At 52.2% G+C, this 25,926-nt stretch carries 24 protein-coding genes; 11 read left to right on the forward strand and 13 right to left on the reverse strand.

The genetic code is table 11. The annotated features are described in order from the left end of the window. Positions 1-248 precede the first annotated feature (248 nt). Complete coding sequence (locus tag ACYVHB_RS29290; protein WP_461055482.1) at positions 249-1,880, forward strand: two-component regulator propeller domain-containing protein; 1,632 nt, start codon at positions 249-251, stop codon at positions 1,878-1,880. 283 nt (positions 1,881-2,163) lie between these two features. On the opposite strand, the gene ACYVHB_RS29295 is transcribed toward ACYVHB_RS29290, so the two are convergent. The 11 genes from ACYVHB_RS29295 to ACYVHB_RS29345 form a co-directional block, all read right to left on the reverse strand. Further along, a complete protein-coding gene (locus ACYVHB_RS29295) occupies positions 2,164-3,351 on the reverse strand; it encodes a glycosyltransferase (RefSeq protein ID WP_461055483.1) in 1,188 nt (395 codons plus the stop codon). Positions 3,352-3,486: 135 nt separating this feature from the next. Next, complete coding sequence (locus ACYVHB_RS29300) at positions 3,487-5,103, reverse strand: O-antigen ligase family protein (RefSeq protein ID WP_461055485.1); 1,617 nt, start codon at positions 5,101-5,103, stop codon at positions 3,487-3,489. Next, positions 5,042-6,265 (reverse strand): glycosyltransferase family 2 protein, encoded by a 1,224-nt coding sequence (locus tag ACYVHB_RS29305; protein ID WP_461055487.1) that lies wholly within the window; start codon positions 6,263-6,265, stop codon positions 5,042-5,044. The genes ACYVHB_RS29300 and ACYVHB_RS29305 overlap by 62 nt, the downstream gene beginning before the upstream one ends. 16 nt (positions 6,266-6,281) lie before the next feature. Next, positions 6,282-7,220 (reverse strand): glycosyltransferase family 2 protein, encoded by a 939-nt coding sequence (locus ACYVHB_RS29310; protein ID WP_461055489.1) that lies wholly within the window; start codon positions 7,218-7,220, stop codon positions 6,282-6,284. Next, entirely contained in the window at positions 7,199-8,269 is a 1,071-nt protein-coding gene (locus ACYVHB_RS29315; protein WP_461055491.1) for a sugar transferase, read from the reverse strand. The genes ACYVHB_RS29310 and ACYVHB_RS29315 overlap by 22 nt, the downstream gene beginning before the upstream one ends. 250 nt (positions 8,270-8,519) lie before the next feature. Then, positions 8,520-9,032: a response regulator transcription factor gene (locus tag ACYVHB_RS29320; protein ID WP_461055492.1), complete on the reverse strand. Its 513-nt coding sequence runs from the start codon at positions 9,030-9,032 to the stop codon at positions 8,520-8,522. A gap of 555 nt (positions 9,033-9,587) precedes the next feature. Continuing rightward, positions 9,588-11,090 carry a Fe-S cluster assembly protein SufB gene (gene sufB / locus ACYVHB_RS29325; RefSeq protein WP_461055494.1) on the reverse strand — a complete coding sequence of 501 codons (1,503 nt, stop codon included), beginning with the start codon at positions 11,088-11,090 and terminating at the stop codon, positions 9,588-9,590. A 133-nt stretch (positions 11,091-11,223) separates the two neighbouring features. Further along, positions 11,224-11,610, reverse strand: coding sequence for a DoxX family protein (locus ACYVHB_RS29330; RefSeq protein WP_461055496.1), 387 nt, complete (start codon positions 11,608-11,610; stop codon positions 11,224-11,226). A 101-nt stretch (positions 11,611-11,711) separates the two neighbouring features. Further along, complete coding sequence (locus tag ACYVHB_RS29335) at positions 11,712-11,981, reverse strand: hypothetical protein (protein WP_461055498.1); 270 nt, start codon at positions 11,979-11,981, stop codon at positions 11,712-11,714. A 90-nt stretch (positions 11,982-12,071) separates the two neighbouring features. Then, positions 12,072-12,890 (reverse strand): hypothetical protein, encoded by an 819-nt coding sequence (locus ACYVHB_RS29340; protein ID WP_461055499.1) that lies wholly within the window; start codon positions 12,888-12,890, stop codon positions 12,072-12,074. A 206-nt stretch (positions 12,891-13,096) separates the two neighbouring features. Next, positions 13,097-13,513, reverse strand: coding sequence for a hotdog fold thioesterase (locus ACYVHB_RS29345; protein WP_461055501.1), 417 nt, complete (start codon positions 13,511-13,513; stop codon positions 13,097-13,099). 69 nt (positions 13,514-13,582) lie between these two features. Here ACYVHB_RS29345 and ACYVHB_RS29350 point away from each other — a divergent pair, with 69 nt between their 5' ends. The 7 genes from ACYVHB_RS29350 to ACYVHB_RS29380 all read left to right on the forward strand — a co-directional run bounded on the left by ACYVHB_RS29350 (position 13,583) and on the right by ACYVHB_RS29380 (position 20,553). Next, complete coding sequence (locus tag ACYVHB_RS29350; protein WP_461055503.1) at positions 13,583-14,221, forward strand: histidine phosphatase family protein; 639 nt, start codon at positions 13,583-13,585, stop codon at positions 14,219-14,221. 159 nt (positions 14,222-14,380) lie between these two features. Beyond that, positions 14,381-15,496 (forward strand): sensor histidine kinase, encoded by a 1,116-nt coding sequence (locus ACYVHB_RS29355; RefSeq protein WP_461055505.1) that lies wholly within the window; start codon positions 14,381-14,383, stop codon positions 15,494-15,496. A 51-nt stretch (positions 15,497-15,547) separates the two neighbouring features. After that, positions 15,548-16,297, forward strand: a complete 750-nt coding sequence (locus ACYVHB_RS29360) for a LytR/AlgR family response regulator transcription factor (protein ID WP_461055507.1) — start codon at positions 15,548-15,550, stop codon at positions 16,295-16,297. Positions 16,298-16,380: 83 nt separating this feature from the next. After that, positions 16,381-17,172, forward strand: coding sequence for a DUF3298 and DUF4163 domain-containing protein (locus ACYVHB_RS29365; RefSeq protein ID WP_461055508.1), 792 nt, complete (start codon positions 16,381-16,383; stop codon positions 17,170-17,172). 103 nt (positions 17,173-17,275) lie between these two features. After that, positions 17,276-18,805 (forward strand): hypothetical protein, encoded by a 1,530-nt coding sequence (locus tag ACYVHB_RS29370; protein WP_461055510.1) that lies wholly within the window; start codon positions 17,276-17,278, stop codon positions 18,803-18,805. 96 nt (positions 18,806-18,901) lie between these two features. Next, a complete protein-coding gene (locus ACYVHB_RS29375) occupies positions 18,902-19,189 on the forward strand; it encodes a hypothetical protein (RefSeq protein ID WP_461055512.1) in 288 nt (95 codons plus the stop codon). An 86-nt stretch (positions 19,190-19,275) separates the two neighbouring features. Continuing rightward, entirely contained in the window at positions 19,276-20,553 is a 1,278-nt protein-coding gene (locus ACYVHB_RS29380; RefSeq protein WP_461055514.1) for a hypothetical protein, read from the forward strand. A 148-nt stretch (positions 20,554-20,701) separates the two neighbouring features. On the opposite strand, the gene ald is transcribed toward ACYVHB_RS29380, so the two are convergent. Continuing rightward, positions 20,702-21,832 carry an alanine dehydrogenase gene (gene ald, locus ACYVHB_RS29385; RefSeq protein ID WP_461055515.1) on the reverse strand — a complete coding sequence of 377 codons (1,131 nt, stop codon included), beginning with the start codon at positions 21,830-21,832 and terminating at the stop codon, positions 20,702-20,704. 173 nt (positions 21,833-22,005) lie between these two features. Here ald and ACYVHB_RS29390 point away from each other — a divergent pair, with 173 nt between their 5' ends. Together ACYVHB_RS29390 and ACYVHB_RS29395 are read left to right on the forward strand one after the other, a co-directional pair. Further along, positions 22,006-22,470: an Lrp/AsnC family transcriptional regulator gene (locus ACYVHB_RS29390; RefSeq protein WP_461055516.1), complete on the forward strand. Its 465-nt coding sequence runs from the start codon at positions 22,006-22,008 to the stop codon at positions 22,468-22,470. A gap of 141 nt (positions 22,471-22,611) precedes the next feature. Further along, on the forward strand, positions 22,612-23,379 hold the full coding sequence (locus ACYVHB_RS29395) for an NIPSNAP family protein (RefSeq protein ID WP_461055518.1): 768 nt from the start codon (positions 22,612-22,614) through the stop codon (positions 23,377-23,379). A 118-nt stretch (positions 23,380-23,497) separates the two neighbouring features. Here ACYVHB_RS29395 and ACYVHB_RS29400 read toward each other — a convergent pair whose 3' ends face one another. Further along, on the reverse strand, positions 23,498-25,114 hold the full coding sequence (locus ACYVHB_RS29400) for a carboxylesterase/lipase family protein (RefSeq protein ID WP_461055520.1): 1,617 nt from the start codon (positions 25,112-25,114) through the stop codon (positions 23,498-23,500). A 175-nt stretch (positions 25,115-25,289) separates the two neighbouring features. Here ACYVHB_RS29400 and ACYVHB_RS29405 point away from each other — a divergent pair, with 175 nt between their 5' ends. Beyond that, positions 25,290-25,922, forward strand: coding sequence for a hypothetical protein (locus ACYVHB_RS29405; RefSeq protein ID WP_461055521.1), 633 nt, complete (start codon positions 25,290-25,292; stop codon positions 25,920-25,922). Positions 25,923-25,926 lie beyond the last annotated feature (4 nt).

A 25,926-nucleotide genomic window follows, 5' to 3' on the forward strand; every position in this document is an offset into this window, starting at 1 on the left:
TTACAGGCGATTAACCCTTTTAACACAGTCACCCGCTAGGTTTGAGTCGGATTGGAGATGAACGTACGCAAGAACAGGTTCATGTTCGCTCGGTATTGGGGAACGATTTATGCCCCTCAAGCCCAAGGTAGTTTATGCTAAAAGGTGCAGCGTGGTGGTGTTTAATCATTCGTGGTTGTCTAACCGGCCAGGTACTATGTGTTGTAACGGATGTAAACGAAAATCTTTGCTATTAAAAATAAAAAATTATGAAATACATACACGGATATGCTTTGTTATTGATGTTTGTTTTTTGCACTTCCTGTGGACAAAACCAAACAAACGTACCAAAAGAAAACATCAAGTCCGAAATTAAAGACATAGGGCCTAACATAATGGTTCGTATTATAAAAAAAGTTAGAAATGGCGCCATTTTGATTGCTGGCCCGAACAACTCATCATTTGGTGATGTTTTTCGATACGATGGAAAATCGTTTACTAATCTTACAAGTAAAATAGGTCAGCACAAATTCCAAGATGTTCTGGAAGATCGACGAGGAAATATTTGGTTCGCTTCTGCTGATTCAGGCGTTTATTATGACAACGGGAAATCCATTCAACATTTCACTACCACGGAGGGACTTGCCAATAATCGAGTTACGTCTGTTTATGAAGACAAAGTCGGCATTATTTGGTTTGGCACTGGAGGTGGAGTAAGTCGTTACGATGGGAAATCTTTTCGTAATTTTACATCTCCGAACGCTCCCCTTTTTTATAAAGAAGGGCATTTGAATAATGAAATTAATACAATCATTGAAGATAAAACAGGGAAATTGTGGGTTGGCACAAGGGGCGACGCCTTTGTTTATGACGGGAAAAAATTTACCACTTTAGTCCATAAAGAAGAACCCTTTCTCGGCGTTTGGGGTATGATGAAAGATAGAAAAGGCAATATTTGGCTCAGCGGTTACAATGGCTTTAAAGGAGGCCGTCGACCCGGTGGCCTCTATCGCTATGACGGCAGTACCTTTACTAAGGTATCGGAGAGAGGTGCTTATGCTATAATCGAAGATAAAAAAGGAAACATCTGGACTACTGGTCCGGTAAATCCTGCTAATTGGACGGTCCAAGCACTTTCCCGTTATGATGCAAAGTCTTTGTATAGTAATAAGCCCACTTTAACCGAAATTATGTCAGGAAAGGCTTTCTATGGGATTTCGGAAGCTAACGACGGAAGTATTTGGTTTGGCGATGCGACCGGAGTGTATCGTTATGATGGAAAGACCATCACGGACTTTTATAATAAAGAGGGCCAGAAAAAATATAGCATAGATACGAAGCAAAGTGTTGTGATATGGAAAGGTTCTATGCTACTTGGTGGATGGGAAGGTTCTAAGTTTCTTGGTGATGGTTCCAGTACAGGGGACGTCGATATATTAAAAGGAGAGTTGTTGATCGATAACCGTCATCTGGTGGGCGGTGCAGTTGAAGTCGACATGAATACAATTGAAAATTTTGTTGATCAACGTTCATACAATCAATTACCTGCATTTTTTGATGTCAAAAAATTCCCTGTTTCTACATTCGCAATTACGAAGGTTGAGACAGGGAATGATGGAAATACAAAAGTTCCAAATGATGGAAGTATAAGAGTTAATGAAGGAAAAAATATAAAAGTTACAGGGAACCTGACGCTTGAAGGTATCACGAAGGCAGTTACTTTTCCAGCCAAAATGCAATTTAAGGACGGAATGGACGGAACTGTCGAGATGAATGGCATGCTGATCATTGATCGAACAGAGTGGGGTATCGATTATGGATCAGAAAAGCACTTTTTTAAGTCTGGTGATGCAATTTTGGACGAGGTTAAACTCTTTATAAAAATCGTAGCAAAAAAATAAATAGTTATAGCTGTTTCTCAAAACGCCCGTTTTCTGAGATATACGCTCAAATCCTCGGATGACTCTGAAAAGCTGGTTAAGGGTGTCTGCTTCGGCGCAGGGCGGCCTGTGCCGTCCGATCAAATCGTCATCCGCTCCGGCGGCCCGGTCACAATCAATGTCTCATTTGTAATGCTTTATCTGAGTTTGTGAGACAATCAGACTGATCGGTTACGATTTTCAATTTTAAAGTGACGAAAAATAGTGTTTCCGCTCCGACTTACCGGCCGGTAAGTCGGAGCGATTACGCCACCTCGATTTGCCGGATGACGGCCTCAAACTCTTCGGCCCGCCGTTCCCACGAATTGGTCCGGGCCATCGCCACGCGCTCATCGAGCCGTTTGGCACTGGTGTCGTTCAACGCCCGCCGGATTGCCTGCGCAAAGTCAGCGGGTGTTTCAGCCAGTTCAATCACCCCATCGAAATCGCCAAGCAGCGAAAACGGCGTTGACACAACCGGCAGACCGGCCGCTAAATACTCGTTAATTTTCAGCGGATAAATGGTGTAGGTGTGCGGATTGCATACAAACGGAATCATGGCGGCCTTCATCTGGGCCAGCACAGCGGGTAGCTGGTCGGGCTGGCGGGATTCCATGAACGTAACGTTCGGGTAAGCCGACAGCCGCTGCGTGATTGTTGGTTCATGAACTTCACCAACGAATTGAAACTGCACGTCGGGCATGGTACGCACGCAGTACTCGACGAGATCGAGATTGATGCGGTTGTCGGCCGTGCCGAGGTAGCCTACCACGGGGGTTGCCGCTGGTTTGGGGTCAGTTAGTTGGCGGCTTTGGTTAAAGAGGTCGAAATTAACGCCGTTTTTTACGCAGTACGCATTGGGCTGCAACACCGACTTGGTCTGGCGCAGCGTTTCTGAGGTCGTTACAACCGCATCGACCCGCTGGAGGTACAGTGGCTCATACCGACCACCGTGGCGGCTCATCCAGTCCAACAGTGTAATCTCGTCGAAGCAGTAATAAATGGTGGCACATTCGTTGAGCTGGTTCAGCATGGATAAGCCAACCACCGGATTCATGGCGTTGACAACAAGCGGCCGGTTCATGTTCAACTGGCGCATTACGCCCCGCAGGCCTTTTATGAGCCGGTTAACATTCCACTGCAGGAACAGATCGTGCGGCTTGGCTGGCAGGAAGTTGATGGGCAGCATCGCCGGTGGTGTCCAGACGTAGGCTTCGCTGCCATTGTCAAACGTTTTTTTAACGAGCGGATCGGCTAAGTGCATCATGGTCCGAATGGGAACCGCCCGCCGACCAGCCACGCCCATCGCCCAGTCTTTCAGCGTGTACTGATAGTCGACGTACAAAACCCGGTGACGAACGGATAACTCGGTCATAAGCTGAACAACGGCCTTCTGAAAATCGCCTTTCCAGGGCGTCTGACCGACGCAGATGATGCTGTCAAAATTTTTCATGAATGTGCGTGGTGATGTGGGACGATGGTCGTTGGGCGATAACTGTAGTCGGGTGTCGCTTAATTCTCGCTGTTTTGCCCTCGTGTGGTGGGTGTGGATACAAATACGAGGAGAAACGGCTCAGTTCAACGGTAATTAGTTTCCGGGTTTAAAAACAGGTTGATCGTCGTTGATGAACAGGGGGCGTACTCCCGTTTTCAATTTTCCGTCAGTGGGGGTGTCCCACCGTTCGCAAGTCGTGAACAGAATACAGGTGATGTATAGAATGGTGCTGGTTGGGAACTGGCTCAGCGTCGGGTTCGAGTAACACATTAGAGCGATACCGATAAACTCAGCCAGAAAGGCAATCATAATCTTGCTCAGCCAGGGATCTTTTATTTGCCACACCTTATAAACGCCGATGCCGATGATGCTGACGATCATCAGCAGGTAGAGCGTTAGACCGACGATACCCGTTTCGATCCAGATTTCGACGTACCAGCTATCGGGTGGAACCTGAGCGGCAAAGTGGTTGGGTGAAAACCGCGCTCCGGTATCGGCCGACGAGCCGATCCCCGCTCCGAAGGGTAGATTTTTGAGGTAGCCGCGCAGTTTTTGCTGGTTTTCGAGCCGAACCATAAACGATGCATCCTCCGTTGGGTGCAGTGCCGTACGAATGCGATAGATCTGATAAACGGAGTCGCCGAGGTGGGTAAACATCAGAATGGCCAGCAGCGGGGCCGCCACAGCAGCACCCGCCAGAATACGGCTCACGTTCCGCGTCAGGAACAGGTAAGCCGGGTAACCCGCCAGCAGCACGAACAGGGCGCTCCGGGTGCCCGAGACGGCATACCCCCAGAAAAACAAAAGGGCCAGTGCCAAAAAAAACAGCCGGACGACCCACTTTTTGTCCTCCAAAAAACGAATCAGACACACCAGCGTTACCCCGGCCATCTCGGCCCCAAACTGCGAGGCATCGGAGTAGAACGAAAAGCTCCGCAGTTGCCCCCACAGTATGTGCGTCTTCTGGTTGCCGCCTTCAACGAGCCACCGAACTTCGGCCTCCGCCAGCCCGATGTACTGCTGCTTGAAAGCCCAAAAGGCTGCCAGAACAGACCAGCCCAGCCAAAGTTTAATCAGCAGCCGGATGTCGGCCTTTGTGATGGGGCAGACCAGAACAATGATGGCAACGTAGTACCAGTTTAAGGAGAACGAGCGGGCGTGGTAGAACCAGGCGGGCTTATAGGGAGCCTCCGGGTTGAAATACTCTAAGATTGTGTAGCACAGCCAGACCGTGAGCATGTAAAAAACCGGGTGACGAAGGCGCTTCCAGTTCATCCGTTTACCATTCAGAAAAACGCTCAGCAACGTTAACATCAGCACCCCGTCCATCAGCAGGCCTAAAGGCGCTTCAGTGACGAGGAAGCGGGTAAAGCCCAGCACAAAACTCAAATTGACATACACGAACAGCCCTATTTTGGGCTCCAGCAGAATACTCACCAGAAACACCACGGCAAGCGGCACGCCTACGATTATTGATGCACCAAGCAGGCCCCACGTGCCAATCAGCCAGCCCGCCACCAAGGCCAGTACCACGCCCACCACGCCGTATAACCAGCGGTTGTCGCGCAGTTGGTGCGTTGGGAAAATGATCCGGTCAATCATGTTTTTCAGCGGGTGAATGTGGTTCGCGTACTCCTCAAAACGGTCGTTAGGCAGCCCGTTGGGATTTCTCCCAAACGCCCGAAATGGTGCCGTTCCAGAAGCGGGCAAATCCCAGCAGAACGCACCAGTTCATAAAGACAAAATAGAACGGCACAAAGGTGAGTTTCCAACGGGTCTGGCGGTTTTCGAGGGTATAACCTATATACGCCATCCCGTAAAAAAAGACTTGCAGAGCAAGTGCCACCCACCAGAAACGGGCACCCGGCAACGATGGGCCAACGACGTACGACTCGGTTAGCAAGATAAGGTTCAGCGCCACGAGCAGGGGCAGGCAGAAAGGCGTAACGGCCCAGCGCAGTACCCGGTGCGACACGTACTGGAATGTAAGCCAGCCGTAGGTGAAAATATTGAGCAGGTGCACCAGTCGCTGAATGGCCTGAAAGCCCCCCGTGGCAATCCGTACTTTACGCTTCATCTCCTCGCCCACCGAATGCGAGGGACGTTCGAGGGCGTAGGCGTCCGGGGCGTATTCGACGCGGTAACCGCGGGCGGCAATGCGGAGCGAAATCATGAAATCGTCGAGGAGCGTGTCCGGCTCCACAGGTTCGTAGAGGGCCGTGCGGATGGCGAACAACTCACCGGCCGCCCCTACAATGGTGTGGAGCTGCGCGTCGAGCTTTTTCAGGAACGACTCATAGCGCCAGTAGAGACCTTCGCCACTGCCCGCTGCGGCCTCGCTGCCATGAACACTAATTCGCTTCTCGCCGGTCACGGCTCCCACGTTTGTTTCCCTAAATCGCCCGACCAGCCGACTCACGGCTTCGCGGTTGAGTTGCGCGTTGGCATCGGTGAAAATAGTAATAGGCGTGCTTACCTGCTGCATGGCCTGATTCATGGCGGCCACTTTACCCAGTCGGCGGGTGCCGGAGATGATGGTCAGGTTGGGTATGGTCAGCTTCATCTGCTCCAGGTATTCCACCGAACCATCGTCGGACCCCTCGGCCACAAACAGCAGGTGCAGTTGCCCGGCCGGGTAATCCTGATCTAAACAATTCTGGAGTTTAGCCGACAGGTAAGCCCGTTCGTTGTAGGCGGGTACCACCATCGTTACGGCTGGTAAACCAACGGATGGCGCTGTCAACGCGGTCCGGCTGCCCGCCCGGAGCCGGACCAGCAGCCAGGCTATCAATCCGTACCCTACGTAGGTGTAGAAAACGAGGAAGGCCAGCAGAAAAAACAGAATCCGGACAAGTAGGTAGAGGGTGGTCATTGGATCGGTTGACGGGCTAAACCGGCGATACGCTTGGCGAGGTGAAGTTCCAGAGAACGCCCCTGACAAAGGCACTGGCGTGCTTGAACTGACCGACAACCGCGTAAGAAAAAATGTGCTTGGGCAAGACGCAGCCGACGAAGAACAGGTAAAAAATTGCCAGTTGAAACGTCGAACAATGACGGCGCATGAACAAGATGCGGTTGCGGGTGAGGTAGTACGTTTTCAGCGGGTTATGCTGCCCAACCGACACCGACTCCTTGTGCAGAATAGCCGCCGAGGGCTGATAATAAATCAGAAAACCAGCGTCTTTGATGCGCTGCGACCAGTCGAGTTCCTCGTAGTACAGAAAGAAGCGGTCGGCAAAGCGGCCTACTTTATCGACAACGGCCCGGCTCACCATCATGGCGCAGCCGTGGGCAAAGTTGGTCAGGCCCGGCTGGTCATACAGGCTGCCATCGGGCTGGTTAAGCCCAACCGGTGTTGCCGTTCCGGTGAACATGTTCATGGGATTATAGCCCGCATATTGAACAACGTTTGGCGTGTCGAAAAACCTGATTTTGGGGCAGGTGACGCCTACCTGAGCGTTTGCCGCGAAGGGGAGGAGCAACTCGCCGATGAGCGTTGGGGAGAGTTCGGTGTCGTTGTTGACAATGAAAAAATAGTCGCCTTTCGCTTGCTCAATACCTACGTTATTGCCGCCCGTGAAGCCTAAGTTGCGTTCCGTTCTGATTAATCGAAGCCGGGGATACTGGCTTTGGTCAATGACGGTATCGAGCGCAGTTGCCGAGGCATTGTCGACCACGATGATTTCGTAGTTCGGGTAGGTCAGCCCCCGGCAAGAGTCCAGAAACTGACGGGTCGTTTCGGCCTGGTTATAATTGATTGTAATAAGCGACACCAACGGAAAATCAGGGGTTTGCCCGGCCCCGGCTACACGTTCTCTTTTTGCCATAAGCTGAAAAAAGTCTTCCAGATAATGTACATATCTGTCTTAAAGGAGAACGTGCTTGCGTATTCGATGTCGAGTAAAATCCGCTCCCGTTCCGACATTGGCCCCTGCCCTTTAGCCCGCTTTTTCGTTTGCCAGATGCCCGTTAGCCCGGCTGGTCCGGCGAATCGTTTGACGGACTCATCGGCCGTAAGCTTTTCCGCTTCGTAGAGGGGCAGTGGGCGGTTTCCAACCAGTGACATGTCGCCAATGAGCACATTGACTAACTGCGGCAGTTCGTCGATGCTGCTGTTGCGCAGAAACGTACCTAAGCGGGTAATGCGTGGATCGTTGCGAAACTTCATAAACGTGGCCAGTTCTTCATTTTCCTGCATGTACAGTTTTTCGCATATCGGCTGGTCCTGATCAAAAAGAGGATGCTGACAGGATACTCCTCGTTGTCGGCAAGCGCTACAGAGGTATTCATTCAGGTTGTCTCCCGCCGTGTCGTCGTTATCTGAATCAGCTGGTTTGGCGTACAGGTTGTCTAAAGAAAGATCGCTGAGTAGTCGATCAGCCTGAACCTTCATCGACCTGAACTTATACATGTTGAATATGTAATAATTGGCGCCGGCCCGCTTCGATTTATAGAATACGGGTCCTTTCGAGTCCAGCACAATGAGCAGGGCAACGACCAATAGCAGCGGGGAGAGCAGCAGGAGAACCGTTAAAGACACCCCAATGTCGATTGCCCGTTTCCACCAGGGCAACCTGAGCCGATAAACGCTCGGAGAAGGTCTCAGGCCATACGTGGCTGAAACAACCGTGCTGACCTTGAGGTAATACCGAATCTTGGATTCTAAACTCTGATCGTCTTCGTTAACGACCAACAAATCAGTTGCTTTAATGCGCAGGGTATTTTCTATTAAACTTGTCTCTGTGGATAGACACGTAACCAGAACGGGAATGAACTGGTAATTTAGGTTTTCTCGGGCCATCAGCACCAGCCGTTGCCCATTACACTGATCGGTAATGATCAAATCCGCTTTCTGGTCGCCATTGAGCCAGCTCATTGCCTCATCAGCCGTCTTGAAAGACACGACCGAACAGAACACACCAGCTACAGTGAGAAACCTGTTAATTATAAGTTCGTCTTTTTCAACTAATAATACTGATTGGGTTCCGCTATCGTCTATTATATCCGCATCCGCGACCCTATCCTCAGTTCTTCTTGATGCTGTAGCGCGCATTTTGATAGTCAGCTAAGTAAGTTATTTACATAATTACGAAAAAATAACTTACAGATTGACATTCCAGTTAATTTTACGTTCTTTGTGAAATCGTATATCGCCTGAAAATGGTAGATAGAATACGTAGTTTAGGTTGTTCCAGCAAAGAAGTAACTTCCGGTTGTGACCGGAGCGGAACGAAACTATGCTCGGGTTCACTAACTGAAGGAATGGCCCGCCGTAACAAAGCAAGTAGTTTGGCCTTTACTTCAAGCGGATTAAACGGTTTGGCTATGTAACTGTCCGCACCTTGCTCGAGACACTCAATTCGGGTGTCGCTGTTGGATGCGTTGGAAAGAACAATAATGGGGGTATGTCTGAGCAGTTTGTTCGTCCTGATAAACTTCGTCAGTTCGAGACCGCTGAAAAGTGGCAGATTTAGTTCGGTAAGCACACAGTCGAACCGGTTGCCCTGAATCAACAGGCGAATTGCATCCTGGCCTGTGTTGGCTACGGTGACGTTGAAACTTGCTTTAAGAGTCTGTACAAGAATGCCCGCCACGTAGGGATTACCATCTACAATTAGTAACCGGTGCTTAGTGTTCATGTTAATATTGTTATAGTGAAGTATGGGTTAGATCTGGTTTTTAGACTATCAAACGCCATTTCGGTTACTATCTTTTTTTACATGAATACAGGCTTAACTGCTTGAGAGACTTGATTTAGGTACACAAAATGACACATATCGGTCAATTTGGTACAAGTTAAACACTGAAAATAATCCTACTTTTTGTTTTCGTTGTATAAGTTAAGTAATCTTCATAAAGTATATATGTCACTGATTGTTACCATACTTCCGCCGTATAATATACATTTATAAAAACGGCATAGAAGTTGCTATGATAGTAAAGTTGATTGATGCCTTAAATTTCTAAAAAAAATTTAGTGTAACTACATTTAATACGGCCGCGACCAACGATTTCTACCGGTTACTCAGTTTTCAACTCAACCAACTTGATGCAAAAAGGGACTGCATAATCTTGTACTGGTCTCCGTTACCAGGCTTGTTGCTATCAGTACAGTACGGACATTGAAAAAGCCCCTTCATTTCCAAAGGGGCTTTTTCAATGTTAATAACTTGTCACTCCGTAGGTTCAATACGTTACCCAACGCTTCCCTCCAGGCTTATTGCCAGTAGTTTCTGGGCTTCTACGGCAAATTCCATTGGTAATTGATTGAGCACCTCCTTGGCGTAGCCGTTGATAATCAGGGCAACGGCCTGTTCGGTCGGGATACCCCGCTGATTGCAGTAGAATAGCTGATCCTCGCCAATTTTTGACGTTGTCGCTTCGTGCTCAACGGTAGCCGTAGCGTTGTCTACTTCCAGATACGGAAAGGTGTGCGCTCCGCACTTGTCGCCCAGCAGCAGCGAGTCGCACTGCGAGTAGTTACGGGCGTTCTCAGCGCGCTTATGCACCTTCACCAGACCCCGATACGAGTTCTGACTTTTACCCGCCGAAATGCCTTTCGATACAATCCGGCTCTTTGTGTTTTTACCAATGTGCACCATTTTAGTGCCCGTATCGGCCTGCTGCATATTATTGGTAACAGCCACCGAGTAGAACTCACCAATGGAATTGTCGCCCTTCAGAATTACTGAGGGGTACTTCCAGGTTATAGCCGAACCCGTTTCAACCTGAGTCCACGATATTTTGGCGTTGGGACCATCACAAATGCCCCGCTTGGTGACGAAGTTATAAATACCGCCTTTGCCTTCCTTATCACCCGGATACCAGTTCTGAACCGTTGAGTACTTAATTTCAGCATTGGCCATTGCAATCAATTCAACGCAGGCTGCATGAAGCTGGTTTTCGTCGCGCATGGGAGCGGTGCAGCCTTCCAGATAACTTACGTAGGATCCTTCGTCGGCAATGATTAGCGTCCGCTCGAACTGTCCCGTACCAGCCGCGTTGATGCGGAAATAGGTCGACAGTTCCATGGGACAGCGCACACCCTTAGGAATGTAACAGAACGACCCATCGGTGAAAACGGCGGCATTGAGTGCTGCGAAATAATTGTCCTTAGCCGGAATAACCGAACCGAGGTATTTGCGCACCAGTTCGGGGTGTTCATGAACGGCCTCCGACATGGAGCAGAAGATGATGCCGCGTTCGGCCAGGTCTTTCTTAAATGTAGTGGCTACCGAAACCGAGTCCATAACGGCATCGACGGCCACGCGAGGCCGCTCGACCGGCGAATCTACCCCGTCCAACTGGGTTGGCTCTTCAACTACGCCCAGCAGTCGCTTTTGTTCGTTCAGAGAGATGCCGAGCCGCTGAAACGTATCGAGCAGCTCGGGGTCGATCTCGTCGAGCGAACCAACGGTCTTCTTCTGTTTGGGAGCCGAGTAGTAAATAATCGACTGGTAGTCGATTTTAGGGTATTTAACGTTCGGCCAGTGCGGTTCGCTCATTTCCTGCCACATCCGAAACGCCTTCAGCCGGTCCTCGAGTAACCAGTCGGGTTCGTTCTTCTTAGCCGAGATAAACCGAATCGTATCTTCATCAAGACCCATCGGAGCCTCGTCGGCTTCGATGATTGTCTCAAATCCGTACTTATATTCAGAATTAGTAATACTTTCTAAAATTGCCTCGTCCTTAGTCATAGTCGGTTAGGCGCGTGATTCAGGATCACCATTGCCCTCTAATTTTAACAATTGGCCCGGTAGGTACGTTCCGGGCAGGTTGGGCAAATATCGGAAACTTTCTGCACCTGCGAACGACGAATTACCGGCTTGCTCACCGCCGACCCCGCGCCGGTCCGTCCAATCCACGTAGCGCTAAGTAAAACGCAATGAGGTACACAACCTGCGATCCGGCCGTGGTCCAGTCCTCTTTCAACGTCGTGCCAAACAGCAACGCACCAATGGTTAGCCCGCCGATGAAATAACCCCACTTACTGAGAGGACCACCCAGCAGAATAAGGACGCCACTGGCTAATTCAACAAACGGGAGACCGTACAGAAACGCCCGCGTCAGTAGGGCAGGCAAGATTGTGTCAGCAAAGCCGGCCGCCGTTTTATTGACAAATCCGGTCAGCTTCGGAATGCGTACGGCCCCGTGCATGAGCATATTGATGCCCAACCCGATACGCATAACGAGCTGGGCAAGTTGACTGGCGTTCATATAAGTAATGAATAATGGTCAATGGATAATGAGTGATGAGTAATGAATAATGAGCAATGCATAATGTCGGCCTACCACCTTCATTATGCATTATTCATCATTCATTCGTTATTGACCTCCACGTCCCCGTTTTCTACATCTTCCTCCGCGAGCATATCATCGTTGACCCCATTCGTCTCCCCACCGAGCGGTCCGTCGTCACGGGCGTTAACTTCTTCTTTCACCGGTTCGGGTCCCTGGTTGAAAACAGGATTCATATACTCTATCTGCGATACGCCGTTGTTGGCTTCTTCGCCCTGCGCCAGTTTGGTGATCACGCCCTGATTCTCGTCCTCGGCGGGGTTGTAGTCGTTGTTTTCATCCGTATTCATGTCGGCTGCTGGTTTGCTTTCAAAAAGGTAACGGACGGGTAGTGGAAAGGTTTACGGAGGCTTGGTCAGTAAACAAGAATGCTCCAACTATTAGGATGCCTTTGCCCTCAGCACGGGTTGTCGGTCGATATAAACCCAGCCGGTCCAGCACAACAACAGCAAAATGCTGAGCAGAAAAGCGCGTTGACCGGGATTGGTATGCGTCGGTTCGTGAACGGGACCGGGCGTGAGGATATCCACCGAGTCGTCCTGATTGACTCCGAAGATCCTAATCTGGTTATAGTCGACGTATTTGTCGCCGAAGGTGAGAGGCTCGGTCCGTCGCAGCTTTTTGCGAAAATCGCTCTGCCGAATCAGCAGTGAAAGAGGGCGGTCAACCATGATCGTTGACGTTAACGTATCTAATCGCACGTCGTAATCCCGACGGGACACGTAAAACGCGAAACCGGGAAACGCCCGTAATGAGATGGTTACTCCTTTCAGTCGGCCTTTGTACTTGTTTTCTCTGATTTGGTCAACGGTGCTGGTTAGACTAATCATTCGGGCCGGGTTAGGGTCAGCAGGGTTGTGGGCGAGGTAGCCAAAAGCGATGGTTGCCCCAATCAGCAGGACTAATCCGCTAATCACCCAGCGAAACCGGTTCCGCTCCGTCGGGGTAAATACGGTCTGGTACGGAACTGACTGACCGTAGTGAGTGAACTGGACTTTTAGATAATCGTATTCGGTAAATTCATTCGACCGGATCGCAAACCAGTTATCAGCCAGATAAACAGTTAATTCATCGAAGGAGCCACCCCGTCCCGATTCATGTCGCTCGTTATGGGTCAGGATAGCGTTGTATGGATACCGGCGTACTTGCTGACCAAACTTTTTTATAATGAAGCCGTCGTCGAGCAGTTCAATGAACATCGTCAGCCGGTATACCAACGATGCCCATATGACACAAACAAGTCCTGTTAGTACGTAAATGAAAGGCAGGTCGTCCAGATTTGGATAAGGGCTTTCTCTGAAGATCGATACGGTGAATCCGGTCGACCAGACGAGAAAAAACAGCAGGAATGCCCAACTCCAAAACAAGTATCGACGCTTGATTTTGAATACCACCCCGCGTTCCATCAACTTCCAATGATAGCCACCGTTAGCCGACTGACGCATACTAACTTCCCCGCTTCGTCGGTGATGCGAACGTCCCAAACGTGCGTAGTGCGGCCGGTGTGGATGGGCGTGCAGCGGCCGTAGACCCAGCCCTCCCGCACCGACCGCAGATGGTTGGCGTTGATTTCCAGCCCCACGGCCCGCTGCTGGGTAGGGTCGTCGAGGAGCATCCAGGAGGCTGTGCTGCCCAGCGATTCGGCCAGCACCACCGAGGCCCCACCGTGCAGAAGGCCGAACGGTTGGTGCGTCCGGCCGTCCACCGGCATCCGCGCCACGAGGTAGCCGTCGCCCACTTCGGTGAATTCAATGCCGAGGTGCCTGACAATTGAGTCGACATGGGCAAAGGATAGATTGGCGAGGTCGAAACCAGCTTTCATAATGCGTGGGTATTTGTGTAATTTTGCACCCAATTTGGCAATTAATTAACCAATCGCCAACGCACTGATTTGACGCAAAAATCTATTTATCTGATTCGCCACGGCGAAACCGACTATAACCGTCGGGGCATAGTGCAGGGCAGTGGTGTCGATTCGGACCTTAACGAGATGGGACAGGCGCAGGCGATGGCGTTTTTTCAGGCGTATCAGCACGTGCCGTTTCGCAAAATTTATATCTCCGGTCTTCGGCGCACCTATCAAACCGCCGAGCCATTTATCGACCTGGGTATTTCCTACGAAAAACTCACCGGCCTCAACGAAATTAGCTGGGGCGTCATGGAAGGCAAGGTGCCCGGCAACCTCGACAACGCGTATTACCGTACCTTAATCGAAGCCTGGTCGGCGGGTAATACGGCACTGCCCACCGACGGGGGCGAAAGCCCGGAGCAGGTCGAAGCCCGGCAGCGCGTTGCTATCGACGCAATCCTGTCGCATCCCGACGAGACGCCCGTGCTCATTACCATGCACGGCCGCGCCATGCGAATTCTGCTCTGCTGGCTCACCAACCGGCCGCTGGCGCAAATGGACTACTTTGAACACAGCAACCTGTGTCTCTACAAACTCCGGTATGATTATGACACGCGGGCGTTCGACATTGAGCTGAACAACGACACCGCCCATCTGTTGTCGCTGGCCTTGGCACAGTAAGCAGTGAGTAGCCAATCGGACCTGATGGGATTACTAATACCAGTTATCAGAAACATAGGGCCAGTAATCTACGTATTCGGCCATTGCTCACTGTTGGCGGCTCACCGCTCACTCGAAACCGTATATTCGCTTACTGTCCGGTAGAGGACATGAACAGAAATGGGCCTTGCTAAGCAAAAAATATATTGGTTTTGTCAGGTAATTGGCTGGACGCTCCTCATGGTAGTGGAGTATTCGGCTTATGTATTGCAGCTTGGTTTCGATGTTGATGCGTTGTATTTGGCCATCGCAAACATCTTTTTGGGAGTGACTCTGACTCACCTCTATCGACTCATGATCCGACGCTGGAACTGGGTGCGGCTGCCGTTTATTCAGTTGGCCCCGCGCGTGTTGTTGTCAGTGTTTGTACTGGCTTTGATTATGACGCTGGTTAACCTCCCGATTGACATGATGATTGTTCCGCAGCAGTACTTAGCTAATGAGCCGTGGCTGGTTATTGGCTATATACTCACCTGGGGCAAAACCATGCTGGCGTGGGTATTGAGCTACACCGTTTATCACTACGTGGAGCGAACGCGCGACGCGGAGATCGAGAAAATTCTGCTCAAAACCAGCATTCGCGAAACCGAAGCTAAAGTGCTGCGCTCCCAGCTAAACCCGCATTTTGTGTTCAACGCCCTCAACAGCATTCGGGCCTTGGTTTACGAAAATCCCGACAAAGCGCAGCACAGCATCACCCAGCTTTCCAACCTGCTGCGCAATTCCCTGCTGGCCGACCGGCGCAAAACGGTTGAACTGCGCGAAGAAATTAAAACGGTTGAGGATTACTTAGCGCTCGAAAAAGTCCGCTACGAAGACCGGCTGACGTCCCGCATCGAACTCGATGGCCGAACCCTGTTTTGGCAGGTCCCGCCAATGATGCTCCAGACGCTGGTCGAGAACGCTATCAAGCACGGCGTCTCGACGGCCATGGGTGGGGGATTCGTGGAGGTGCACTCAACCATTGTCATGGATAAGCTTCACATCATTATCCGCAACACGGGGGTTTTGGGCGACAAAGAAGCGTCGGGCGGTTTTGGGCTGGCCAACACGGCCCAGCGGCTCGAATTACTCTACGGACCCGAAGCAACGTTTCAAATTTTTCAGGAAGAAGACCAAAACGACCAGCCTACCCAGTTCAAAGGCCCCGTTGTTTGTGCCGATATTACCATTCCCGCCCAGTCGGAGGGCCTGTTCCGACGTAACGCTAACGAAAGAATGATGAATGATAAATGATGAATGCCTGCCGGTGTAAATCATTCATCATTTATCATTCATCATTTCCTTATGAAAACCCTCATCATTGACGACGAACGTTTAGCCCGCAACGAACTGCGTCGGCTGCTCGACAACTTCCCGAAAATTGAGATTGTGGGCGAAGCCGCCAACGCCGATGAAGCCCTGCCGATGATTGAAGAGCTGGAGCCGGACCTCTTGTTTCTGGATATTCAAATGCCCGGCAAAAACGGCTTTGAACTGCTGCAGGCCATCGAAGGTAAAACGCCGGAGGTTATTTTTACCACCGCTTTTGATGAATACGCCCTCAAAGCCTTTGAATTCAACGCACTCGACTACCTGCTCAAACCCGTTGAACTGGCGCGGCTGAGCGAAGCCATTCACCGCGTTGAGGAAGAGCGTCATACCACCGACATCAACGGAACGTCGTCTGGCGGGGATTCGCCCGGTCCGGCCACCAAAACGCTCGGCGAAAACGATCAGGTATTCGTGAAAGACGGTGAAAAATGCTGGTTCGTGAAATTGGGTAAAGTGCGGCTATTTGAGTCGATGGGCAACTACGTCCGGCTGTATTTCGACGATCAGAAACCATTGGTGCTCAAGTCGCTGAACGCCCTTGAAGACCGGCTCAACCCGGCTACTTTTTTCCGGGCCAACCGCAAGCACATCATTAACCTCCAGTGGATCGAAAAAATAGAACCCTGGTTTAGCGGGGGGCTGCTGGTGACACTGCGCGGGGGCGACAAAATTGAAATAAGTCGTCGGCAGGCGATTCGGTTTAAAGATTTATTAAGTTTGTAGTACCAGCAAGGTGCTCTCTCAGGTCATCAGCCCCGCGAAGCTTGTGCGACAAACGACCTGATCGTGCTCCCCGCTCCTTACGCATGAAGTACCTCCTCTTACCAGCTCTTTTAGGTTTCATTTCTCTTTTTCAGGCGTGCCGTCCAGTGCCGCCGGGGCCACCGGTTTTAGTACGCCAGCAGTATACGCTGACCAATGCGAACCGCTGCGACACCACCACGAACAAAGGGGTAGATGTGTCGGTCGACTATTTTCTGCTTAAGGAAGAAAGCGACGGTGCCCGGAAAATTAACGACACGCTTCAGCAACTCGCCGTGGGCAGCATTACGGACTGGCTCGACAGCGCAACCGTAGCCGCTCACCCCGACGCTCGTGCCGACCTGCCAAAGGCCGTGGCGTTATTTGCCACTGATTACCAAACCATGACCGATGACATGGGCGGCTTAGGCAGTTGCTGGGAACTCAAAACTAAGGCCGACACGACCTATGCCAGTGCCGATCTTCTGACCGTGAGACTGGAAACCTATGCCTACACGGGCGGGGCGCACCCAAACTCAAACCTAAATTTTTACGTGTTCGACCGCGAAACCGGCCGGACCCTCTCGCTCACCGACCTCGTATCGGACACGACAGCCCTGCTGAACGTGGTAGAGAAAACTTTCCGGCAGCAACAGGAACTGCTGCCACAAACCAACCTGGAAGAGCAGGGGTATTTTTTGCGGAACGGCCGTTTTTTTCTGCCCGCTAACGTCGGCATGAGCCGTACGGGTATGGTCTTTTATTACAATCCCTACGAAATAGCCGCTTATGCCCTTGGCCCAATTGAGGTGACCGTTCCATACACTCAGTTGGGCGGAATTCTGCGCGTCAACTGAACACACTTAAGTTGATGTGCATCTGTGTTTGACTGTCTGATGTGGAGTAGTGACTAAACTATTTATGCGCTACGGACGTAAACACACGTAGTTAAATGCCCGTATGACAAGAAAGTGGATTGTCCCGGTTGCAATCAGCAGCCTGCTGTTACTCCTGTTTTTCTGGTTTAAAGTCATCCGTTTTCAGGCGTTGTATTATACGTACAACGATATGTATATTTTTCTCCAGGAGTCGTGTAGCTGGGTAGACGGCCGACCGTTGCTGTATGAAAATGTGTGGGGCTACGACGACCGGATCCATAACAATTACGGCATGTTGCTCTGGGGACCGCTGATCTACGTAGCGGGCGCTTATGGGGCTTTCGCCGTGCAAATTGGTCTCTCGCTGCTGAGCTATGGCCTGCTGTTACAGCAAATCAGTCGACGATTGCCCGCGTGGGCCGCTTGGCTCGTGGGAGCGGTGCTGCTGTTGGGGCCGGTCTGGTTTTGGTTTAGCGATCACCCCGGCATTGGCTGGCACCCCGAACTAACGTATTTTCCCCTATCGCTGCTGTTTCTACTGGCCCTGTTGAGCTACCAGACGGGCTGGTTTTTGCTGACGGGGACGTTGCTGGTGCTGGTTAAGGAAGACGGTGCGCTTTTAGGCGGTGCCCTTCATCTGGCGCTTCTGAGCGTCCAGTACCTGATTGCTAACCCTAAACGAACCATTTTCGGTATCCTGACCAAATCACGGTTTTGGATCGTGCTGGGCGGCTGGGCTGGGCTGTTTGTCGCCGGAATGCTGTTTCTGTCTTATAAAAATAACGCAACCGAGCCGGAACCCCGCCTGCAGCAAGCCCTTGCCGCGATAGGCGCGGGCCTCCACGACACTGTTTTTATTAGTAAGCACCTGATGCTGCTCATGCAGACGTTTTTGCTGCTGTCGCCGTCCATCGGCCTGCTGCTTTATGGCCTGTACCGAGTAGGCTGGCGGCAGGTGGGGAGCGTCCTGTTGGTGTATGGTGTGGCGCAGTCGGCGCTTTTGCTCTCGAACTGGGTGCAGGGCGCTACGTATTACGGCACCAATCCGCTGTTTGAACTGGTATCGCTGACGTGGCCCCCGCGGTTTGTATTGGTCTACGCTTTCTCGGTGGTTTATACGCTGACGGTCTGGTTTCTGTTCGGGCCAGGACCGGAAGGGCCGACGCCCCGCTGGCAGCCGGTGGTGTTGGGTGCGCTTCTGTTTGCCGTCCAGTTCCCGATTGTGGCCTACGCCCGGCCCGACTTTCGATTGCTCACCATCCTGCGCAACACGGTAACGCACCGCTTCGACCCGCAGAAGGAATCGTTGCTGCCCGCGTCCGATATCGCCGTAGTGGAGCGGCTGGCCAAACTGATTCCGGCGCGGTCCAACGTGTACGTGTTCGACTACCTGATTCCCATTTTCCACCGGCATTACACCATCTGGCCAACCGAAAAGCACTGGGAAGATGCTGACCTGGCCATTATTCCCAACAACGATTTTCAAAGATTGGACAATCGTTTGCCCCGCGTCATGAAGCAGCCTTACCGCGCTGTTCGGTTGGACACCTATACGGTTTACGTCACCCCGGCCTACGAACCGTATCTGAAGGCTTCCCTGAACGGGAAATAAACTATTTGGTGTTTACGTACATGCGTGTTTAGGTTTGTGCGTGTTGAGATGCTGTCTCATAAACCTAAATACCTATGCACTCAAATACTTATCAGAATGACAACCGACGAATTCAATAAAACACTAACTCAACCCCAGCCCCCGGCTGGTATTCATCCGGTTTTGCAGGCTCTCTGGTACGATGCGAACGGACAGTGGGAGCAGGCTCACGAGATTGCGCAGAGCCGCGAGGGTGAGCCGCCTTATGACCGGCTGCACGCGTACCTGCACCGCAAAGAAGGCGACCGGTTCAACGCTAATTACTGGTATCGGCGGGCCGGTGAGCCGTTTTTTGCAGGGTCGCTGAACGAAGAATGGGCCGCATTGGTGCAAAAATACGGTTGATGTTAAGTTATCATGAATAAGTAGGACGGGCTGCTTTTATGGGGACTGTTTTTGCCTTATATTGTAGGCATAATTACCCCTTCCCTATGACAATAGCATTTCGGACCCTACTTGGTGGGGACGGTCCGATCAACTGCGAACTACTTCGCCAAACACACTATACAAAAGAACGCGCCGACTGGGCAAATAACGCCTTTGATCTTGCCGTCAAACAATTCCTCCGCGAGTGGATTGACCACGGCATGGGACCGGATAAACACCCGGACACGGGCGTCGACAGCGACGCCGAAGCCTTTGTTGAACACGGTGCGCTACGCAGTTTTTTCAAACACAGCGACGACGCGCTCGAACGGCTGCTTCAGAAGGATACCATCGCCCGCCACCTACTCCGGCCCCTCAGCGAAGTCTATTTCGAAAATGACGCCTATGAGCCGATGCTGGCTCAGTTCGAGAAGCGTATTTATAATTTAGCCGCCCACCGCGAACACCGGGAGGTGCCGTTTCGCTATAGTCCGCCCAGTCGGCAGTGTGAGCATGGGGACACGGTGGGTCTGGTTGACGGACAAACGGGTCTGGCTAAAGAAGACATTGGCACGTATTTCGGAACCCGGCGCTCCGACGCAACTGCTTTGACCATTTTGGCGAATCAACTTCGGAACGAAGCCAACGATAACGCCGTATTCCCGAGCCAACTGCCGGTTCATGTCGTTACGGAAGGTTATATGGAAGATTCATTGCGTATAGTCCTGACCGTTACCCAACAGATCCAGGAAGAGGGAAATGATCAACTTCAGTGCTTTGTGATTCAGCGACGCCATGCCGCCGACGACCGTCACTTAGGCGCGGCTCTGCTGCTAATGAATCCGCAACAACCCGAACTACCTCAGCGTATTATCTTCTGCGACACGCTAAATCCGTCGGGCATACCGCCGTGGTGGGAGAAATTCAAACAAAAGGTGGACGCTGTATTTCCGCAGCCGGAGGGCAATACACCCGCATCTGATCGGCTGGAAGACGGTGGCGTCAATCTACAGCGGCTTCACGATGGCGTGCCGGTGCGTCACCAGGATATTGACTGCGCTTTTTACACCGCGTCGATGGTTCGTGCCCTGATTCAACTGGCTCAGTCGGCTCCTGAGCTACTGGTAATGGGCACGATCACTGAGATTGTCAGCGAGATGACGAGCCGGATGCCTGAGTATTTCGAGCAGGCAAATCAGCCTAAAGATTCGGTTCTGGTGCGGGAAGAGAATATTGCCCGTCGGTGGAATACGGGCCGGGAAGCGTTACAAAACCTGATGGGCGCTAAAGTTATTGGCCTGTCCGTGCCAGAGCCGGACGTCTACTGTGCCGAAGTTGCCTGATTTCCTCACCGACCCGTTGGACCGTCTCGCCCTATGGAAGAGGGACGGGTCGGTGAGGGGCAAGCAACCCACCAAAAAAGGCCGCACTCCAAAAGGGTGCGGCCTGCGCGTTTATTGATGAATAGGTAATGAGTTAATACTGAGCCGGTCAGGCTACCTCTTCCTCCGTCAGCATGTCGCCAACGGGTGTGAGTTCTAATCCAAAAGCGTCGGCAACGCCTTTGTAAACGACCTTGCCCTCCACGACGTTCAATCCCAGTCTCAGGTCCATATTGTCGCGGCAGGCTTGTTGCCAGCCTTTGTTGGCGAGTTGCAGCGCATACGGCAGTGTCGCGTTGGTGAGCGCTAGCGTACTCGTGTAAGGCACCGCGCCGGGCATGTTGGCCACGCAGTAATGCACCACGCCGTCAATAATGAACGTTGGATCTTCGTGGGTAGTGGGGCGGCAGGTTTCAATGCAGCCACCCTGGTCAACGGCCACGTCGACCAGCACCGTGCCGGGACGCATGATTTTCAGCATGTCGCGGGTGATGAGGTGGGGGGCTTTTGCACCCGGAATCAGCACCGCGCCCACGATCAGGTCGCAGACCTTAATCATCTCACGAATGTTATATTCATTCGACATCATCGTCTGCACGTTCGGCGGCATAATGTCCGACAGGTAACGCAAACGCGGCAGACTTACGTCCATAATGGTAACGTGGGCACCCAGACCGGCAGCCATTTTAGCGGCCTGCGTACCAACAATGCCACCCCCCAGAATCAGGACGTTGGCGGGTTTTACGCCCGGCACGCCCCCCAGCAGAATGCCGCGGCCTTTCAGCGGTTTCTCTAAGTATTTGGCTCCTTCCTGAATGGCCATCCGGCCCGCCACTTCCGACATCGGCACCAGCAGCGGCAGGCTGCGGTCGGGCCGCTCCACGGTTTCGTAAGCTAAGCAGACGGCTCCCTTCGCCAGCATCGCCCGCGTCAGCTCTTCCGACGAAGCAAAGTGGAAATAGGTGAAGAGCAGTTGATTTTCTTTGATAAGATCGTACTCGGACGCTACCGGCTCTTTAACTTTCATAATCATCTCGGCAATGCCGTAGACATCTTCGATAGTTGGGAGCATAATGGCCCCGGCCGCAATGTATTCTTCGTCCTCAAAACCGCTTTCCAGTCCGGCATTCACCTGCACGTGTATGGTGTGACCATACTTGCGCAGTTCTGTCACGCCAGCGGGTGTTAGTGCGACCCGATTCTCGTTGTTTTTTATTTCTTTAGGAACACCAATAACCATGATGATGCTGGGGTTTAAGGTACTTTTCTGTTCGTGATACAAAGATAAATTGACGGTAGATATTTTCTATTATAGCTTTACTAATCAGGAAATAGGACGCTAATACAGTTCGTTAACAGGAAATAGATCTTTTCGTGGTCCCTTTTCGTCAGCTTCTGCGTAAAAATTTCGCGATGGACACATTGGATAAAACTGACCGCGCCATTTTAAGTCTGCTACAGGCCAACGCCCGCCTGACGATTCAGGAAATCGGACAGCAGATCAACCTCTCCAAAACGCCGGTTCACGAGCGCATTAAACGGCTCGAACGCGACGGTATCATTGACCGCTACGTGACGATTATTGACAAGAAGAAGGTAGGTAATGGACTGATGGTGTACTGCCAGGTGACGCTCGACAAACAAACCCGGGATACCTTCGCCGACTTCGACACGGCCGTGCGCGACCTGCCCGAAGTGCTGGAGTGTAACCGCGTGTCGGGCACGTTCGATTACCTGCTCAAAATTGTCAGCCGCGACATGGAAACTTACAATCGGTTTTATCAGGACCGCCTGTCGGTGATTGCCGGTACGTTGCACATCAGCAGCTTCTTTGTTATGGCCGAGATTAAAAACTCGACGGTCGTGCCGGTGGGATGAAGAGAGGGGTGTGTAAGTGTATGGGTGTTTGACCAGCAACCGTAAATGCCCATACACTTACACACCCATTTATTGGAGTAGATTATGACAATCCGATCTTATAAGGTCGTCTTAACACGTTTATAAAACCAACTCAACCGAATGAAACGAAGACAATTCGTTGCCTCTTCAATGTTGGCCGTTCCGGCCCTTGGCATGACCGAAGCCATCAACCCTGCCGCCACCAAAGAATTGTACGAGCTACGCACGTATGAGTCCCGCTTTGGGTTACCGCAGTCGAACATCGAAAACTACCTCAAAGATGCGCTGATTCCTGCGTTGAACCGGCAGGGCGTCAAAACGATTGGTGTGTTTCGGGAGATGGGAAAATCGGACCCGGCCAAGCTGTACGCGCTCATTCCGCACCCGTCGATGGAAAGCTACGCGACTGCGTCAACCCGCTTAGCCAGCGACGCGGCCTATGCTAAAGCCAGTCAGGTTTATAATGAACTTGCGCCTGACAAAGCGCCATATGCCCGTTACAGCACGTCGTTGCTGAGTGCCTTCGATGCGTTACCGCAAATGATTGCACCCGCTACCGGGAACCGGATTTTTGAACTGCGCACCTACGAAGGGTATTCCGAGGATGCTGTTCGCCGGAAGGTAAAGATGTTTAACGTGGATGAAATACCAATCTTTAATAAGGTAAAGCTCAATCCGGTATTTTTTGGTCAGGTCATTGCGGGGGAGCACATGCCCTGTCTGACCTACATGCTCACCTTCAAAGACATGGCTGAGCGCGACGCCAACTGGAAAGCCTTCAGCGCCGATGCCGACTGGAAACGTGTTTCGCAGCTACCCGAATACGCCAATACGGTGTCCAACATTATCCGGGTTTTTCTGGAACCGGTGGCCTATTCGCAGATTTAACAAGTAACATTCATTACGCCTTTGCTGTAATCGTTGGCGAAGAAAGTACGAAAGCCGGTCAGTGATGACCGGCTTTCGTACGTTTATGGAAATCATTGACTTGTCAGTTCCTGTAGGCTTACGGCTTTGCTGAAAACTGATCCATGAACAGATAGCGCTCGCGATTCTTCTCGACTTCGGCGCGAGTATTCACGTCGATACGCATAAACTGGGCGGGACCGTCAGGCTTCAGAACGGGCCAGGTTGGCAGGCCGGGACCATTGGGATTGGCAGTTTTGATGAAGTTAGCGAAGTAGTTCTGCATTACCTCCGACACTTTATAATCGTCGGGTGTCCAGGCATACGTCTTATTGCTGGCTAAATTGCCCATGGCGTACTCGATTTCGGCCGAGTGGACCGCGCCACGAGCGGCTGGTCGGGGCGCGGCCGGGGTGGTGCTTTTCACAACGCCACCCGCTAAACCTGACTCGGCATTGCCCATTTCGGGCGTCATGGCCGGGCGCGGGCGGGCGTACAGATACCGATACACGGGCTTTTTACCCCCAGTCTTGCTGTGTAAATCGGCCCATTTCCAGGTGCTGTAGCCAATAAACCGGTCACCGGCCAGGTCGGTAGCGACCTGTTCAACGGCTTCGTCAGTGGTGCCCGCGTACAGTTTCAGCACGTCGGCCGCGCGGTCGCCGTACAGTTTCTGCACAGCTTTGGTATAGTTCTCCGCGGTTGGTTTCTCTTGCCCCAAAATAGCCCGCCCACTCATCTCTTCGGAGTTCCAGCCCACTAATAGCGGCACCTGTGCCTGTTCGCCAGCCGCGAAAATGGCCATTGGCGATTTTGGGAAGAAATACCCGTCGACGGCCGATGAGAAGCGTGGTGTTTTAGGATCGGCCGTGGCTTCAAGAAGTTTCTCGGCAGGCATGGCTCGCAGATCGGCCAGCGATTTTGCGCCCACCTGCTCGGCAAACTTAACGCCTAACTGTTCGGCATCGGCCAGCGACGTCGGTGGCAGCGTCCCCAATAGTGAGCCGCTTTCGCCAATGGCTCCGGCCATCAAATTCTTCGATAGGGGAGAGGCCATCTGGGCGCTGACGGATACTGACCCTGCTGACTCACCCGCAATGGTCACTTTTTTGGGATCACCCCCGAAAGCCGCAATGTTCTGCTGTACCCAGCGCAGGGCCGCGCTCTGGTCTAAGTACCCGTAGTTACTGGATGCTTTGTGGGGCGATTCGGCCGTTAGTTCAGGGTGGGCCATGAAGCCAAACGGTCCAAGTCGATAGTTAACCGTGAGCGTTACAATGCCTTTGCGGGCCATGTTTTCCCCATCGTAGCGGGCTTCAGAACCGTCGCCCGCTATAAAGCCACCCCCATAGAAGTACACCAGCACCGGTAAGCGGTCCTTATCCGATTTAGCGGGCGTCCAGACATTTAAATAGAGGCAGTCTTCGCTCATACCATCGGAACGGAAGCCCATATCGCCGAAAACGGCCCGCTGCATAGCGCGGGGGCCGAATTTCTTAGCCTGGCGGACATCCGTCCAGTTCTTGGCGGGTTGGGGTTCTTTCCAGCGCAGGTCGCCAACGGGTGGGGTGGCAAAAGGAATACCCTTAAACGAGCGAACGCCACCCGTTTCGGCGGTGCCCTCGATAGGGCCATTGGCCGTTTTAACACGAAGCGCCGGTTGAGCAACGGCGGCAAACGTTAACGTGAGCAGCGACAGGCTAAGCAGAATTCTCATAATAGGTCAGTTGAAAAAATAAAAAGAACGGGCGGGTAATGGCCTACTTATTTGCCGGTATCAATCTGAGGTGTCCTGCACCCCGTAGATCATAGTGTTAGTAAACCTTGGCCGCCGTTTGTTGTCCAACAATCGGTTTTGTTAAAGATACTAACCTAAACGAACACACAACGCTATGAAAACGATTCACACGAGTATCAGTCTGCTAATACTGTTGACGGCCCTGTTTAGTAACTCGGTGCAGGCGCAGGAAAAACGACGCTGGAGTCCACAAGCTAAAGGCACCGCTATTGGGGTCGGGGCAGGTGGTGCCGCCGGAGCCATCATCAATAAGCGCAACCGGGCGGTTGGGGGTGTCATTGGCGGGTTAGCCGGTGGTGCCGTTGGCTATGGCATCGGTAAAGGGGTGGACAATCAGCGCAAGACGAATGCGCGAATTGCAGCCGCTGAGCGCGAAGCCGCCGAAACCCGGCGGGAAGTTGCCGAGAACAAACGCGAAGCCGCCGAGGCCCGGCGCGAAGCGCAGCTTGCCCGTCAGGAAGCAGCCGCTGCCGCCGACCGGCCCGCCGTGGTAACTCGTCCGGCCGCTGCCCGTGTAGCGGCCATCCGTAAAGCGCCCGTTCCCGCCGTGTCCGAAGTTGAAGCCGCCACTGGCTTTAGTGCCGCTCTTGCGGCCACGGCGTTCCGCGCCCCAACCGTTTCGGACCCTTATACCAGCAACGGCAACGCGCTTTTTCTGACCAACCCGTCCTACGGTGATCAGGCTACGGCTTACCCAACGTCGGAAGTCCGCCGGAAAAGCTGGTAAGCGT

It is taken from the genome of Spirosoma arcticum, from assembly GCF_054779955.1.

What these genes read in the sequence shown, in the direction of transcription:
- ACYVHB_RS29290 (WP_461055482.1), top strand. Translation starts at nt 249, where the DNA reads ATGAAATACATACACGGATATGCTTTGTTATTGATGTTTGTTTTTTGC.
- ACYVHB_RS29295 (WP_461055483.1), bottom strand. Translation starts at nt 3,351, where the DNA reads ATGAAAAATTTTGACAGCATCATCTGCGTCGGTCAGACGCCCTGGAAA.
- ACYVHB_RS29305 (WP_461055487.1), bottom strand. Translation starts at nt 6,265, where the DNA reads ATGACCACCCTCTACCTACTTGTCCGGATTCTGTTTTTTCTGCTGGCC.
- ACYVHB_RS29310 (WP_461055489.1), bottom strand. Translation starts at nt 7,220, where the DNA reads ATGGCAAAAAGAGAACGTGTAGCCGGGGCCGGGCAAACCCCTGATTTT.
- ACYVHB_RS29315 (WP_461055491.1), bottom strand. Translation starts at nt 8,269, where the DNA reads ATGAGCTGGCTCAATGGCGACCAGAAAGCGGATTTGATCATTACCGAT.
- ACYVHB_RS29320 (WP_461055492.1), bottom strand. Translation starts at nt 9,032, where the DNA reads ATGAACACTAAGCACCGGTTACTAATTGTAGATGGTAATCCCTACGTG.
- sufB (WP_461055494.1), bottom strand. Translation starts at nt 11,090, where the DNA reads ATGACTAAGGACGAGGCAATTTTAGAAAGTATTACTAATTCTGAATAT.
- ACYVHB_RS29330 (WP_461055496.1), bottom strand. Translation starts at nt 11,610, where the DNA reads ATGAACGCCAGTCAACTTGCCCAGCTCGTTATGCGTATCGGGTTGGGC.
- ACYVHB_RS29335 (WP_461055498.1), bottom strand. Translation starts at nt 11,981, where the DNA reads ATGAATACGGATGAAAACAACGACTACAACCCCGCCGAGGACGAGAAT.
- ACYVHB_RS29340 (WP_461055499.1), bottom strand. Translation starts at nt 12,890, where the DNA reads ATGTTCATTGAACTGCTCGACGACGGCTTCATTATAAAAAAGTTTGGT.
- ACYVHB_RS29345 (WP_461055501.1), bottom strand. Translation starts at nt 13,513, where the DNA reads ATGAAAGCTGGTTTCGACCTCGCCAATCTATCCTTTGCCCATGTCGAC.
- ACYVHB_RS29355 (WP_461055505.1), top strand. Translation starts at nt 14,381, where the DNA reads ATGGGCCTTGCTAAGCAAAAAATATATTGGTTTTGTCAGGTAATTGGC.
- ACYVHB_RS29360 (WP_461055507.1), top strand. Translation starts at nt 15,548, where the DNA reads ATGAAAACCCTCATCATTGACGACGAACGTTTAGCCCGCAACGAACTG.
- ACYVHB_RS29365 (WP_461055508.1), top strand. Translation starts at nt 16,381, where the DNA reads ATGAAGTACCTCCTCTTACCAGCTCTTTTAGGTTTCATTTCTCTTTTT.
- ACYVHB_RS29370 (WP_461055510.1), top strand. Translation starts at nt 17,276, where the DNA reads ATGACAAGAAAGTGGATTGTCCCGGTTGCAATCAGCAGCCTGCTGTTA.
- ACYVHB_RS29375 (WP_461055512.1), top strand. Translation starts at nt 18,902, where the DNA reads ATGACAACCGACGAATTCAATAAAACACTAACTCAACCCCAGCCCCCG.
- ACYVHB_RS29380 (WP_461055514.1), top strand. Translation starts at nt 19,276, where the DNA reads ATGACAATAGCATTTCGGACCCTACTTGGTGGGGACGGTCCGATCAAC.
- ald (WP_461055515.1), bottom strand. Translation starts at nt 21,832, where the DNA reads ATGGTTATTGGTGTTCCTAAAGAAATAAAAAACAACGAGAATCGGGTC.
- ACYVHB_RS29390 (WP_461055516.1), top strand. Translation starts at nt 22,006, where the DNA reads ATGGACACATTGGATAAAACTGACCGCGCCATTTTAAGTCTGCTACAG.
- ACYVHB_RS29395 (WP_461055518.1), top strand. Translation starts at nt 22,612, where the DNA reads ATGAAACGAAGACAATTCGTTGCCTCTTCAATGTTGGCCGTTCCGGCC.
- ACYVHB_RS29400 (WP_461055520.1), bottom strand. Translation starts at nt 25,114, where the DNA reads ATGAGAATTCTGCTTAGCCTGTCGCTGCTCACGTTAACGTTTGCCGCC.
- ACYVHB_RS29405 (WP_461055521.1), top strand. Translation starts at nt 25,290, where the DNA reads ATGAAAACGATTCACACGAGTATCAGTCTGCTAATACTGTTGACGGCC.